Origin of the sequence: Halorubrum aidingense JCM 13560 (assembly GCF_000336995.1) — an archaeon.
GTDB lineage: Archaea > Halobacteriota > Halobacteria > Halobacteriales > Haloferacaceae > Halorubrum > Halorubrum aidingense.
In genome coordinates this window covers 26,836-40,282 of sequence record NZ_AOJI01000014.1, presented here as the reverse complement: position 1 = coordinate 40,282, position 13,447 = coordinate 26,836, and the positions used below count along the sequence as shown (strand labels likewise).

The 13,447-nt window shown below is 69.4% G+C and carries 15 protein-coding genes; 10 read left to right on the top strand and 5 right to left on the bottom strand.

The genetic code is table 11. The annotated features are described in order from the left end of the window. Nucleotides 1–7 precede the first annotated feature (7 nt). The 7 genes from ligA (at nt 8) to C461_RS02685 (ending at nt 7,326) form a co-directional block, all read left to right on the top strand. Nucleotides 8–1,948, top strand: coding sequence for an ATP-dependent DNA ligase LigA (gene ligA / locus C461_RS02715; RefSeq protein ID WP_007998446.1), 1,941 nt, complete (start codon nt 8–10; stop codon nt 1,946–1,948). A 72-nt stretch (nt 1,949–2,020) separates the two neighbouring features. After that, the gene (locus C461_RS02710) at nt 2,021–2,755 is read left to right on the top strand and encodes an MBL fold metallo-hydrolase (protein ID WP_007998445.1); all 735 of its coding nucleotides are present in this window, start codon (nt 2,021–2,023) and stop codon (nt 2,753–2,755) included. A 98-nt stretch (nt 2,756–2,853) separates the two neighbouring features. Then, entirely contained in the window at nt 2,854–3,438 is a 585-nt protein-coding gene (locus tag C461_RS02705) for a GNAT family N-acetyltransferase (RefSeq protein WP_007998443.1), read from the top strand. 78 nt (nt 3,439–3,516) lie between these two features. Next, nucleotides 3,517–4,641: an acyltransferase gene (locus tag C461_RS02700; RefSeq protein WP_007998441.1), complete on the top strand. Its 1,125-nt coding sequence runs from the start codon at nt 3,517–3,519 to the stop codon at nt 4,639–4,641. A 54-nt stretch (nt 4,642–4,695) separates the two neighbouring features. Beyond that, nucleotides 4,696–5,100: a cytidine deaminase gene (cdd, locus tag C461_RS02695; RefSeq protein ID WP_007998440.1), complete on the top strand. Its 405-nt coding sequence runs from the start codon at nt 4,696–4,698 to the stop codon at nt 5,098–5,100. A gap of 78 nt (nt 5,101–5,178) precedes the next feature. Then, nucleotides 5,179–6,006 (top strand): nucleoside phosphorylase, encoded by an 828-nt coding sequence (locus C461_RS02690; RefSeq protein ID WP_007998439.1) that lies wholly within the window; start codon nt 5,179–5,181, stop codon nt 6,004–6,006. Nucleotides 6,007–6,144: 138 nt separating this feature from the next. Next, the gene (locus C461_RS02685; RefSeq protein WP_007998436.1) at nt 6,145–7,326 is read left to right on the top strand and encodes an NAD(P)/FAD-dependent oxidoreductase; all 1,182 of its coding nucleotides are present in this window, start codon (nt 6,145–6,147) and stop codon (nt 7,324–7,326) included. Between the two features lie 249 nt (nt 7,327–7,575). Here C461_RS02685 and C461_RS02680 read toward each other — a convergent pair whose 3' ends face one another. Together C461_RS02680 and C461_RS02675 are read right to left on the bottom strand one after the other, a co-directional pair. Beyond that, on the bottom strand, nt 7,576–8,109 hold the full coding sequence (locus C461_RS02680; RefSeq protein WP_007998434.1) for an Rrf2 family transcriptional regulator: 534 nt from the start codon (nt 8,107–8,109) through the stop codon (nt 7,576–7,578). 69 nt (nt 8,110–8,178) lie between these two features. Further along, on the bottom strand, nt 8,179–8,412 hold the full coding sequence (locus tag C461_RS02675; RefSeq protein WP_007998432.1) for a hypothetical protein: 234 nt from the start codon (nt 8,410–8,412) through the stop codon (nt 8,179–8,181). A 140-nt stretch (nt 8,413–8,552) separates the two neighbouring features. On the opposite strand from C461_RS02675, the gene rocF reads away from it, so the two are divergent. Then, nucleotides 8,553–9,458: an arginase gene (rocF, locus tag C461_RS02670; RefSeq protein WP_007998430.1), complete on the top strand. Its 906-nt coding sequence runs from the start codon at nt 8,553–8,555 to the stop codon at nt 9,456–9,458. A 20-nt stretch (nt 9,459–9,478) separates the two neighbouring features. On the opposite strand, the gene C461_RS02665 is transcribed toward rocF, so the two are convergent. Beyond that, complete coding sequence (locus tag C461_RS02665; RefSeq protein WP_007998429.1) at nt 9,479–9,775, bottom strand: DUF7565 family protein; 297 nt, start codon at nt 9,773–9,775, stop codon at nt 9,479–9,481. A gap of 110 nt (nt 9,776–9,885) precedes the next feature. Between C461_RS02665 and C461_RS02660 the strand changes: the two genes are divergently transcribed. Then, complete coding sequence (locus tag C461_RS02660) at nt 9,886–10,677, top strand: PHP domain-containing protein (RefSeq protein WP_193365799.1); 792 nt, start codon at nt 9,886–9,888, stop codon at nt 10,675–10,677. 32 nt (nt 10,678–10,709) lie between these two features. Here the strand turns inward: C461_RS02660 and C461_RS02655 are convergent, their stop codons facing one another. Beyond that, on the bottom strand, nt 10,710–11,222 hold the full coding sequence (locus C461_RS02655) for a metal-dependent hydrolase (RefSeq protein ID WP_007998425.1): 513 nt from the start codon (nt 11,220–11,222) through the stop codon (nt 10,710–10,712). 143 nt (nt 11,223–11,365) lie between these two features. Here C461_RS02655 and C461_RS02650 point away from each other — a divergent pair, with 143 nt between their 5' ends. After that, a complete protein-coding gene (locus C461_RS02650) occupies nt 11,366–12,487 on the top strand; it encodes a pyridoxal phosphate-dependent aminotransferase (protein WP_007998423.1) in 1,122 nt (373 codons plus the stop codon). A gap of 191 nt (nt 12,488–12,678) precedes the next feature. Here C461_RS02650 and C461_RS02645 read toward each other — a convergent pair whose 3' ends face one another. Then, nucleotides 12,679–13,323: an FAD-dependent oxidoreductase gene (locus C461_RS02645; RefSeq protein WP_007998421.1), complete on the bottom strand. Its 645-nt coding sequence runs from the start codon at nt 13,321–13,323 to the stop codon at nt 12,679–12,681. Between the last annotated feature and the right edge of the window lie 124 nt (nt 13,324–13,447).

Sequence of the window (13,447 nt, the reverse complement as noted above, 5' to 3'; positions counted from 1 at the left end):
CCGAGGCATGGAGTTTGCCGCGTTCGCCGAGCGAGCGGAGCGACTGGCGGCCGAGTCGGCCGACATCGAGACGACCCTCGCCGTCGCCGACCTGCTCGAAGCGGCGGGAAGACCCGAGGGCGACGGCGAGGCCGGATCGACGGACTCGGACGGCCGCGACACGACGAGTCCGGACGGCGACGATCTGGAGACGGTCACTCGGTTCCTGCTCGGGCGCGTGTTTCCGGCGCACGACACCCGTACGCTCGATATCGGGCCCGCGCTGTGTCGCGAGGCGATCGCCCGCGCCGCCGGGCCGAACGTGTCCGCGAACGACGTCGAGACGCGGCTCGCCGAGGCGGGCGAGATCGGCGCCGTCGCCGCCGGATACGACTTCGGTGGACAGCGAGGACTGGCGGCATTCGGCGCCGGGAGCACCGGGGGCGATGGTGGGACCGGAAGCACCGGGAGCGACGGGCTCGCCCTCGTCGAGGTCGATGCGACCCTCCGCGATCTGGCGGCCGCCGAAGGCGACGGCAGCGAGTCCCGTAAGCTCGACACCCTCTTCGGGCTGTTCAATCGCTGTAGCTCCGCGGAGGCGAAGATCCTCGCGCGGCTCGTGCTCGGTGAGATGCGGATTGGCGTCGGCGAGGGCACCGTCCGAGACGCCGTCGCGGAGGCGTTCCTCGCCGACGCGGTCGCCGACGCCGAAGACTGCGGTGACGACACAATTGGCGACGAGGCGGACGAAGAGGACGAGGGTGACAACGAGGAAGACGCGCACGACGACGAGCCGATACTCCGCGCCGACGACGAGGCGGTCGCGGCCGTCGAGCGCGCGCTACAGGTGACGAACGATTACGGCCGCGTCGCGGTCCGCGCCCGCGACGAGGGGCTGGAGGGACTGCGTGCCGAGGGGCTCGCGGTCGGCCGTCCCGTGCAGGCGATGCTCGCGCAGGCGGGAACGGCGACGGACGCCGTCGAATCGTTCGGGGAGGTCGCCGTCGAGACGAAGTTCGACGGGGCCCGGGTACAGGTCCACTACGTGCCGGAGACCGATGGCGACGGGGATACCGGACTCGGTCCGCGGCTCTACTCGCGCAACATGGACGACGTGACCGACGCGCTTCCGGAGATCGTCGAGTACGTCGAGGCGCGCGCGTCGTCCCCCGTCATCCTCGACGGAGAGGTCGTCGCGGTCGACGACGCGGGCGATCCGCTCCCGTTCCAGGAGGTGCTGCGTCGCTTCCGGCGCAAACACGACGTCGATCGGATGCGCGACGAGGTGACGCTCCGGCTGCACGCGTTCGACTGCCTCCACGCCGACGGCGATGACCTGCTCGACGAGCCGCTTCGAGTCCGCCACGACCGCCTCGTCGACGTCCTCCCCGACGCGGCCGCCAGCCTCGAGGTCGCGGACAGTCCGGACGCGATCGAATCGGCCGAGGCCGAGGCGCTCGACGCGGGCCACGAGGGCGTCATGCTGAAAAACCCCGAGTCGACCTACACGCCCGGAAATCGCGGACGGGACTGGCTGAAACGGAAGCCCGACGTGGAGACGCTCGACGCCGTCGTCGTCGGCGCGGAGTGGGGAGAGGGACGCCGCGCGGAGCTGTTCGGAACCTTCCTGCTCGGCGTGCGAAATGAAGCGGCCGGCGACGCGTTCCGCACCATCGGGAAGGTCGCGACCGGGCTCACCGACGAGGCGCTCGAAGCGCTCACCGACCGGCTGGAGCCGCACGTCGTGAGCGAGACGGGCACGGAGATAACGATTCGGCCGGAGGTCGTGATCGAGGTCGGCTACGAGGAGATTCAGTCGTCGCCCACGTACTCGTCCGGCTACGCCCTCCGGTTCCCGCGGTTCGTCGGCGTGCGCGAGGACAAGGCGATCGCCGACGCCGACTCGCTGGGGCGCGTCTCGCGGCTCGCGGGCGACGGCGACGGCGACGGCGACGGCGACGGTGAGTGAAACGGGGCCGAAGGCGGGGACGGGGCGCCGGCGATAGTCATCCTCAAGGGCCGAGCGGTCGGACCGAGGGGTATGACCGTTCGATACGACGACATCTCCGTGGAGTGGCTCGGCTACGCGACGGCGCGGCTGGAAGCCGAGGACGGCCCGATCGCGTACACCGATCCCGGCCGGTACGGCGTCCTCGACGACTACTGGGCGCGCGACGGCGACCTCGTCGTCGTCACCCACGACCACCACTACGACCCCGAGGGGATCCGGTCGGTCGCCGCCGAGGACGCGACGCTGGTGATCTACGAGGCGGTCGACCCGGCCGGGATCGACCGCGACGTGGAGTCGATCGAGTCGCTCGCGGCGGACTACGACGTGGTCCGCGTCGATGACGAGGCGCGCGTCGACGTCGAGACGCCCGCCGGCGAAGTGACTGTGTGGTCGGTCGCGGCGTACAACGAGCCCGAGGGACCGAACGCGGACGCCGACGGCTCGGTGACGCACCCGCCGGGGCTCGGCTGCGGGTTCCTCCTCGGGATCGGCGACCGCACCGCGTTCTGGCCCGGCGACTCCGACGCGCTCGACGGGTTCGCAGAGCTGGAGGTCTCCGTCTTCCTCGCGAACATCGGCGGGGGCGGAATCGTCTCGGACCGCCACGCGGCCGCGGGGCTGGCGGAGGCGATGGACCCGGACCTGGTCGTCCCGATCCACTACGACACTTTCGAGGGGATCGCGGCCGACGGCGAGGCGTTCGCCGGGGACGTGGCCTCCCGATCGATTCCGGTCGCGCTCGACGCGCGCTCGGCGAATCAGTAGTTCCGGTCCGAGAGCGCCGCGACGCGACGGCGGCACGCCGGCGCTCTCGACTCGTCGGTCGGGGAACGGCTTTTACCCCCGCCCACGTAGATGGAAGCATGTACGTCCGCGACGCCAAGAACCGTGACGAGGCGTGGTTACTGGACGCGATCGAGCAGTTGGGGCTTGACGACGTCGCGTTCCGGTCGCGAGACTACGTGATCGCGGTCGATCAGGAGTCCGGCGATCGGGCGGGCTTCGGCCGGCTTCGACTCCATCGGGACGACGACACGGAGCGGATCGAACTCACCGGGATCGGCGTGCTTCCGGAGTGGCGCGGGCGGGGCGTCGGCGCCCACGTCGTCGAGCGACTCGTCGACACCGCGGCCGCAGACGGGTTCGAAACGGTGTACGTGCTCACCGACCAGCCGGAGTACCTGCGGCAGTTCGGGTTCGCCGAAGTCGACACCGACGAGCTCCCAGGGGCGCTCTCGGACCGGCTCGCCGAGAAGCGCGAGTTCCTCGGCGGCGGCGTGGTCGGCCTCGAACTCGCCGTCGACGACTTCGAGATGCCGGAACGCTTCCGCGAGGCATTTAAAAATGCAGAGCCGGCGGACGCCGGTGAGCCGGACGCGACGGAGTCGCCGGAGGACTTCGGGATCGACCCCGAGTCGGCGACGTACAAGTACGACACTGGACGCTAGGGACCGTCGGCTGACCCGTCCGATCCGGGGGAGGGGGATCCGGAAGAGACATCGAAGTCCGCTCCGTACGCCTGATAAATGGGGTCGCGAATCCACAGCGTCGACGCGATGCGGATCGTGGCGGTCGCGCTGGTGGTCATCATCCACACCAACCCGTTCGAGGGAGTCGGGGCGACCGGAAACGCGGTCAACTTCGTCCTCGAGACGGTCGCCCGCGTCGCCGTCCCGTTCTTCTTTCTGGCGTCGGGCTACTTCTTCGGGCTGAAGACGCGCGACGCCGACCCGATCGCGTACTTCCGGGCGCGAGCGCGGTCGTTGACCGGGCTGTACGTCTTCGGGATCGTCGTCGCGCTGCCGCCGTTCCTCGCCGGGACCGCGGTCGAGGCGTCCGTCGCGGGCGAGTCGCCGGCCCGGAGCGTCGGCTGGCGGATCGTCGAGAGCCTCTCGCCGGTAGACCTCCTCTACTACGGCACCTCCGTCTCGGAGATCCTCTGGTACGTTCCGGCCCTCTTCGTCGCGCTCGCGCTCGTCGCCGGGTTCGCCGCGGCGGGTCGACCCGAACTGGCGCTCCCGGTCGCCGTCGGGTTCCACGTCCTCGCCCTGCTCGGCCCCGAATACGCGGGGATCGTCGATCTCCCGTTCGACGTCCGCGACGGGCTCTTCTTCGGGTTCTTCTACGTGAGCGCCGGTCACGCCATCGCCGCCCGCGGGTGGCGCGGCGGCTCCGGTCGCTCGGGGGCGCTGCTCGCCGCGACGGTCGCGTTCGGGCTCTTTCACGTCGCCGAGCGGTACGCGATGGGGTACGTGCTCGGCGACGCGTCGATCGCGACCGGGGTGTACGCGCCGTCGTTCACCGTCGGCACCGCGGGCTTCGCGGTCTCGCTGTTCTTGTTCCTCCTGTCGCGACCCGGGCTCGGCGCGTCGACGCCGCTGCCCGCGTGGGGCAGCTACGCGGTCGGCGTGTACGTCGTCCACCCGCCGGTGTTGGCGGTCCTCGGACAGCTCGCCGACCGGATCCCCGTGGGCGGGAGTCCCCTCGCGGAGACGGTCGGATGGCACCTCGCGTTCACGCCCGCGACGTTCCTCGGCGCCCTCGGGGTGTATCTGGCGGTCCACCGGCTCGGCGTCATCGAGGTCGGCGGATCGCACTTCCCGCGGCTCCCGCGACGGTCGCGGCTCTCGGGCCGCTCCCGAAGCGAGTAGGCGGCGCCGGCCGAGACCCGACCGCTTATCGCCCCGCCGGGCGACGGTCCGTGCATGGACCAGCTGATCGAGGCCGCGCGCGACGTGCTCGACGACGCGCACGTTCCGTACTCCGAGTACCGCGTCGGCGCCGCGCTCCGGACCGCCGACGGCACCGTTTACACGGGCTGTAACATCGAGAACGCCAACTACTCCAACAGCCTCCACGCCGAGGAGGTCGCCGTCGCCGAGGCGGTGAAGAACGGCCACCGCGAGTTCGACCGCCTCGTCGTGACCTCCGGCGTCCGCGACGGCGTCACCCCCTGCGGGATGTGTCGGCAGACGCTCTCGGAGTTCGCGGCAGACGACCTCCCCGTCGTCTGCGACGAGGGCGACGGCGAGACGAGCGAGTACACCCTCGGAGAGCTGCTTCCGAACACCATCTCGGAGGGAACTCTCGACGACGCGAACAACGTCTAACGAGACCGGTCATCGGCGAGGCTTCGAGGTCGCTCCAAGACGGAACTACTTTTAAAACGCTCGTCGAAGGGCGAGGACATGACTTCCACGAGCGACGACAGCGAGGACCCGAACGACGAGATCGGCTATCACATCGAGGTCGGCGCGGACGACGTCGCCGACGCGGTACTGCTCCCCGGCAATCCCGAACGCGTGGACAAGATCACGGCGCTGTGGGACGAGCACGACGAGGTCGCGTACCACCGCGAGTACCGCACGGCGACCGGTACCTACGACGACGCGCCCATCTCCGTGACGTCGACCGGGATCGGCTCTCCGTCGGCCGCCATCGCCGTCGAGGAACTGGCTCGCGTCGGCGTCGACACGTTCATTCGCGTTGGCTCTTGCGGCGCCATCCAGCCGGAGATGGCGGTCGGCGATCTCGTCATCACGACCGGGGCGGTCCGCCAAGAGGGAACGAGCGACGAGTACGTCCGCGAGGACTACCCGGCGGCCGCCGACGGCGAGGTGGTCTCCGCGCTCGTCGCCGCCGCCGAGCGACTCGGGTACGACTACCACACCGGCGTGACGATGAGCGCCGATTCGTTCTACGCCGGGCAGGGACGGCCCGGGTTCGAGGGGTTCGAGGCGGCCGGCTCGGACGCGTTGGTCGAAGAACTGCAGGACGCGAACGTGAAGAACATCGAGATGGAGGCGTCGTCGATCCTCACGATCGCGAGCGTGTACGGCCTCCGCGCCGGCGCGGTCTGTTCGGTCTACGCGAACCGGGTCACCGGCGAATTCCGGACGGAGGGCGAGTCCCGGGCGGCGGAGACGGCTAGTCTCGCCGTGAAGCTCCTCGCACGGATGGACGAAGTGAAACGCGAGGCAGGAGCGGACCGCTGGCACGCCGGGCTGTCGCTGTAGGCGACCGTCTCCGCTCCGAGCCGTTACTGGGCCCCGACAACTCACACCGACCTTCCGAAGCCGTTTGCGCCGACGCTCCGAAGCCGTTTGCGCCGGCGTTCCAAAGCGATTTTACCCGCGCGCCGCGGAGCGACAGACATGACTACACAGGTCGTCGTCGTCGGTTCGGGGTATGCCGGTGCCGGGGCGGTAAAGGCGTTCGAAGACGAGGTCGGTGAGGGGGAAGCGGAACTGACGTGGATCTCGGAACACGACTACCACCTCGTTCTCCACGAGGTCCACCGGGCGATTCGCAACCCGGCCGTCGCCGAGAAGATCACGATCCCGGTCGACGAGATCAAATCGCCGGCGTCCGACTTCGTGCAGGGTCGAGTCGTCGACGTCGACACCGACGCCCAGACGGTCGAGACCGACGACGGGACCAGCGTCGATTACGACTACCTGCTCCTCGCGATCGGGTCCACGACCGCCTTCTTCGGCATCGAGGGGCTCGAAGAGAACGCTCACCAGCTGAAGGGGCTGGACGACGCGAAGGCGATCCACGAGGACGTCCGCTCGGCCGCGGCCGAGGCGACCCGCTCTGACCCCGTCGAAGTCATCGTCGGCGGCGCCGGGCTCTCCGGTATCCAGACCGCCGGTGAGATCGCGGAGTACCGCGACAAGCACCGCGCACCCATCGAGATTTCGCTCGTCGAGGGCCTCGACGAGGTCTTCCCCGGCAACGACCCGCAGATCCAAGGCGCGCTCCGCCAGCGACTCGAAGACGCCGACATCGAGATCCTCACCGGCGACTTCATCTCCAAGGCCGACGAGGACGCGGTCTACCTCGGCGGCGGCGAAGACGAGGAGCCCGAATCGCTCGGCTACGACGTCCTCATCTGGACCGGCGGCATCACGGGACAGCCCGAGCTCGACGCGGTCGAAGTCGACAAGGACGAGCGGTCGAACCGGGTTCACGCCGGCTCTGACTTCACCACGAGCGACGATCGCGTCTTCGCTATCGGCGACACCGCGCTCATCGAGCAGGGCGACGACGACATCGCCCCGCCGACGGCGCAGGCCGCCTGGCAGGCCGCCGAGGTCGCCGGCGAAAACCTCGCGCGGGCCGCCCGCGGCGCGCCCCTCCAGTCCTGGGAGCACAAAGACAAGGGGACCGTGATCTCGGTCGGCGAGGACGCGGTCGCTCACGACGTGGTCGGAATGCCGATTCAGACGTTCGGCGGCACGCCCGCGAAGCTGCTGAAAAAGTCGATCGCGGCGCGTTGGATCGCGAAGGTCTCCTCGGCCGGGCGCGGCGTGAGCGCGTTCGGCGACATGTAACCAGACGGATAGAAAACCAGAGGCGGCAAGCGAAAACGAACGGCGAGGACAGCGGGCGACAGAGACGGCGATTTTTGCGGCAGAGACACCGAGACGGGAGTTGCCGAGCGGCGTCGCTCGGGAGTTCGTGATCTCGAAACCGAACTCGGCCGGGCAACGGCGTGTCGATCACCGGGGGCGACGCGTCGGCCGCTCCCGGCTAGTCTGTCGGTCCGTCAGTTCGTCAGCGGGTGGTCGCCGCGGGAACGATCAGTGTTCGGCGGGCTCGTCGGGCGCGCGCATGTCGTCGATACGGAGGATCAGGATGTTCGCGGTGTCGTCTTTGCCGTCGACGGTGCCGTCGATCACGAGCTTCGAGAGCGGCGTCGGGCCGACGGTAACGGAGTCGCCCTCGTGGAAGTTCCGGACGGACCCCTGTACGTGAATCTCCGCGCGACAGAGTTCGGGGTGGTGAACGCTGGAGAGGTCGATCCCGTCGACGTTGACACCCGGGACTTCCTCGCCCTCGTGGAAGATGGGAACGTCGGCCGGCTCGTCCATGCGCTGGATGTCAAGCGCCTCGTACGCGTTCGAAGTCGGCTTGTAGCCACCCTTCGGACCGGGGACGCCCTCGACCAGCTGGAGGGCCTTCAGACTCTGCATCTGGTTGCGGATCGTGCCGGGATTGCGGTCGACCTCCTCGGCGATCGCTTCGCCTTTGACGGCGTCTTCTTGTTCCCCGTACAGGTTGATGAGGGCCGTGAGGATGCTTTTCTGACTCGATGTGAGCTCGATGGATGACATAGACCCGAATAGATTGCCGCCCCGCTTAAATGCGATGGAAGCCAGTTATAAACGATCGTGATGGTGCCCTTATTTTCCGCGAAGATCGCGAAACCGGACGTAGGCGATCGGGCTCGAGAGCGCGACGATGACGCCGAGGACGACGAGCGCGAGGCCGAGGTCGGCGGCGAAAATCGAGAGGCCGGCGCCGAGGAGACCGATCACCGCGCCGGTGAACGCGACGACGATCAGCGCGCCGATCGGCTCGATATCCGCGGGAGAGGGACCGCGATCAGCGGCGGAGTTGGAGTCGCGATTACCCATGACACCCAGTTAGGCCGGTGCGCGCAAATCGCCACCGATCTCGTCGAGACGTCCACCTGGTCGTTTCGGAGTGCCCGCGAGAGCGGTTCGACGTCGACGAGTCCCCACCATTCAAGCGGCGGCGCAACCCTCTTGCGACCATGACCACCGTCAGGATCATCGGAGCACCGACCGACTACGGCGCGAACCGACGCGGCGTCGACATGGGACCGTCAGCGATCCGGTACGGCGGACTCGCCGACCAGCTCGCGGGCGCCGGCGTCGAGACCGTCGACGCGGGCGACCTCGCCGTCCCCCGGGCCGAAGAGCGCGACCCGGACACCGAGGCGCCGAGCCGCGGGAACGCGAAGTTCCTGCGAGAGACCGCAGACGTCAGTCGACGACTCGCCGACGCGGTGAGCGACACGCTCGCGGACGGGGAGGTTCCCCTCGCGCTCGGTGGCGATCACTCGATCGCCATCGGGTCGCTCGTCGGGTCCGCCCGCGACGCGGACATCGGCGCGGTGTGGTTCGACGCCCACGCCGACCTCAACACCCCTTCGACGACGCCCTCGGGCAACGTTCACGGGATGCCGCTGGCGGCCGCGCTCGGCTTCGACGAGTTCGCCGACACCGACTGGGCGAACGCCCCCGGTCTCTCGCCGGAGAACGTGGCGCTCGTCGGGCTCCGCTCGGTCGACGAGGCCGAGGTCGACGTGATACGCGACCACGGGTTCACCGCCTACACGATGTCCGATATCGACGAGCGCGGGATCACGGACGTCACCGAGGAAGCGATGGCGGCCGCCGCCGACGGGACCGACGGCGTCCACGTCAGTCTCGATCTGGACTGGCTCGACCCCAAGGAGGCGCCGGGCGTCGGTACCCCTGTCCGCGGGGGGGTCACGTACCGCGAGGCCCACAGCGCGATGGAGACCGTCGACGAGGCGGACTGCCTCCGATCGATGGAACTCGTCGAGGTGAATCCGACGCTCGATCAGCACAACGAGACCGCGGAGCTCGCGACGGAGCTCGCAGCGAGCGCGTTCGGGAAGCGGGTGTTGTAACGCGAACCAGACCTCGGCGCCTACGGCTTCCGATCGAGCGCTTCGACGACCTGTTGGAGGTCGGCCTCGCGTTCGATCTCGCGTTTGATCTCCTCGCGACGGCGGACGGCGGCGGAGTCGGCGTCGTACGCGCGGACGAACTCGGCGCGGGTGTGTTCGTCGAACGCGTGGCGGATCGCGAAGTAACCGTCGGGGACGATCGTGCCGCACACCTTACACTCGTGGCGTTGGTGGCCGTTCGTCTGGTGGACGATGGCCGACTCCACGTCGTCGAAGGCGGCGTCGCAACCGTCGATTCCGCACGTCCAGCGGGGCATGTGCTGTGGTCGCTCCCGAGGGGGATTAACCGTTTCCCCCGGCGGTCGTCGAACGCACCTCCCCGCCGTCGAACGATACGCCTTTGCGCGGGCGCGTGCACGTTCCGTTCGTGACCCGACCGAGAACGCGCGTCGACGCCCACGTGAAGGTGCTCGACGACGACGTCGTGGCCCTCGCGAAGGAACGGGGGATCGACGCGCTCGTGTACGCCCCGCATTTCACCCGAATCACGACGGTACGGGAGCGCGCGGCTCGCTATTCGGACGACGACCTGACGGTCGTCCCCGCCCGCGAGGTGTTCACCGGCGACTGGGGGAACCGCCGGCACCTGCTCGTGCTCGGCGTGACGGACCCGATCCCCGATTATATCACGTTCGAAGGCGCGATGGCCGAGTTCGAGCGGCAGGACGCCGTCGTGCTCGTCCCGCACCCCAGCTTCGCGACCATCTCTCTGACTCGTCCCGAAATCGCGGCCCACGCCGACCGGCTCGACGCCGTCGAGACGTACAACACCAAGCTGCTTCCCCATCAGAACGCCCGCGCACGGCAGATCTCCGAGTCGACGGGGACGCCGGGCTTCGGATCGTCGTACGCGCACCTCCCGGGGACGGTCGGCGAGGCGTGGACGGAGTTCGACGGCGCGCTCGACGACGAGGCGGCCGTCGTCGACGCGTTTCGAGAGCGCCGCCCGCGAACGGTGGTCCACCGAGGCGGAGCGGGCCACCAGCTCCGCGGGCTCGTGGAGTTCGTACACCTGGCCTACGAGAACACCTGGGAGAAGGCGGACCGGCTCTTCCTCTCCGGCGACGAGCCGACCCTCCCGAGCAACGTCGCCTACGAGGGCAAGTTCGACGACGTGAGCGTTTACTCCGGCGGGATCGCGGATTATCGACCGAAGTAGCGGCGCGACGACGGCGCAGAATCGGAACCGGATCAGAACCCGAGCCCGGCGGCCGCCTCACCGGCGGCACGGGTGGCGGCCGAAACGTCGAGATCGAGGGTGATAACGTAGGTGTGGATCGCCCAGAAGGCGGCGAGTTCGACCGCGGTGATGATCACGGTGACGAGGTCCGCGTACTTGCTGCTCGTCGTGACACCGGTCGGCATTCCGTACTCGGTGTCCGACAGCGGGTGGAACAGCGCGATACCTCGCCGGCTCCCGACCACGTCGAGGACGTAGTGGGTCAACACGCCGATCCAGACGTACTGGAGGTTCCCGAAGACGATGGGGTACGCGAGGAAGACGCCGAGCACCGGAAGGCTGTGGAGCGTCTTGCGGTGGCGGCCGAAGGCGGTGTCGACGTCGGGGAACAGCGCCCCCAACACGATCGGAACGGTGATCTGCGCGGTCGTGCGCGCCGTCGCCGCGTCGAGGCCGGGCTCGATGATGACCCCGAGCCCGAGCGCGAGCAGGAGAGCGTTGAGGACGTGGCCGCGTTTGTTCATACCCCGCGGTCGGTATCGCCGTAAGTGAACCCACCGGATCGGAGCGACGCGAGACGGGAGTGCCGGCGGTGCGGGGTCGGAGTCCTGGCGGCACCACCGGCCGCGGTCGAAAGAGCCACGGACCCTGCCGCCGAGCGGCCGGTATGGAGTACGAGGAGCCGAAGTTCTTCCACGTCATGGAGTACGCGGCGGCGGCCGACGGGGACGTCATCGATATGGTGAGCGGGAACCCCGACTGGGAGCCGCCGAGCGCGCTGCGCGAGGCGCTCCGGGAGTACGCGGACCTCCCCCCGGACGCGTTCCAGTACCCGCCGAGTGCGGGTCTCCGAGAGCTTCGCGAGGCGATCGCCGAGCGCCGGGGCGTCGACGTCGACCGCGTGGTCGTCACGAACGGGACCGGGGAGGCGAACTACCTCGCGATGGCGCGCGCGTTCGAGCGCGACGCGGGCGACGAGGCCCTGTTGATGGACCCCGTCTATCCGTACTACCCCGGGAAGGTGCAGCTGCTCGGCGGGGAGCCGACGCTCGTACCGACGACGCGCGACGGCGGACTCGACGTGTCGGCGGTCCGCGAGGCGGCGAGCGAAGAGACGGCGCTGATCGCGCTCAACACCCCGAACAACCCCACGGGAGCGATCTACGACCGCGACGCGATTCGGGAGGTCGTCGCGATCGCGGACGCGGTCGACGCGCTGGTGCTCGTCGACGAGGTGTACGATCACTTCGACCTGACGGGATCGTTCGAATCGGCGCTGACGCTCGATTCTGACCGGGTGATCGTGACGAGCGGGTTCTCGAAGTCGATGGCGATCACGGGCTTTCGAGTCGGATACGCCCTGCTCCCCGACGAGCACGTCTTCAAGGCGAAGGCGCGGCACATGCTCGTGAACGTGGCGGGCCCGCGGCCCTCCCAGTACGCGGTCCACCACGCGCTCGCGGAGACGTCGCCCGACTACTACGCCGAGGCCCGCGAGCTGCTCGCCGAGCGGGTCGACGCGTTCACCGACGCGCTGGACGCGGCGGGCGCGGAGTACAGCCGTCCCGAGGGCGCGTTCTACGTGCTCGCGCGCTTCGAGGGCTTCCCGGGCACGATGGCGAACGTGAAGCGGCTGATCGACGAGGCCGGCGTCGCGGGGATGCCCGGCGACGCGTTCGGGACCGCCCGCGGCGACTGGATCCGGTTCGCCCTGGTGACGCCTCGGGCCGTCGAGGCCGCGGAGCGACTCGCCGACTACTTCGGCGACGAGACGCCGGCGTCGCGATGACTCGCAGCGATGGCGACGCGCCGTGGGACTGCGATCAGCGGGAGTGAATCGCGAGGGATGAACCAATCGCGGTCGGCGCCACCGGCGCGTTTCGTCGGCTACAACCGAGAGCGCTGCTCTCGCGCCGTGCTGTCACCGCCGATCCGCGGATAATCGTTTATAAGCGGCGGCCGGATCGTTGGGGAGCGCGTCTACCCGAAGTTCTCGACTTTCGCCGCGTCGGCGTCGCCGCCGGCGGCCTCGATCGCGGCTTCCGCGTCGGCGACGAGGTCGGCGAACCCGTACACGAAGACGGTTTCGCCCTCCGCGTCCGTCAGCGCGTCCGCGACCGCGCCGTCCAGTTCGGCGTCCGCGTCGAGGAGACGGATCGTCGCGCCGCGTTCTTCCAGCCGGTCCAAGCGGTCCGCGTGCGACACGTCGTCATCGCGGTAGACGATCGCCGCCTCGGCGCCCTCGTCGAGCGCGCGTTCCGCGATGGCGACCGCCGGGCCGACGCCCGGCCCCCCGGCGATGACCACCGCGCGCGGCTCGCCGTCGTAGTGCTGGTCGCCGAAGGGACCGGAAAGCGTCATCTCCGTGCCCGCCTCCGCGTCGGAGAGGAACGCCGAGAAGTCGCCGCCCTCCTCGGGATCGATGCCGACCGTGACCTCGAAGGTGTCGTCGACCGTCGGCGAGGAGAGGGTGTAAAACCGAGCGACCGACTCCCCGTCGATCTCCGTGCCGAGCTTCACGAACTGGCCGGGTTCGGCGGCGAACCCCTCGGGAGAGCGGAACCGGAGCGCGTACGTGTTGCGGCCGACCGCCTCGACCGCGCTGACCGTCGCTGTCGTGTCCATACTCGCGATCCGACCGGCGGACACAAACGTGTTCCCGTCGACGTCCGCGCTGCCCGCACCGCAAGCCCCAGGCGAAAACGGCCGCCGTCGCCGACGTGGACGACCGCCCCGATCGCTGCGGCCG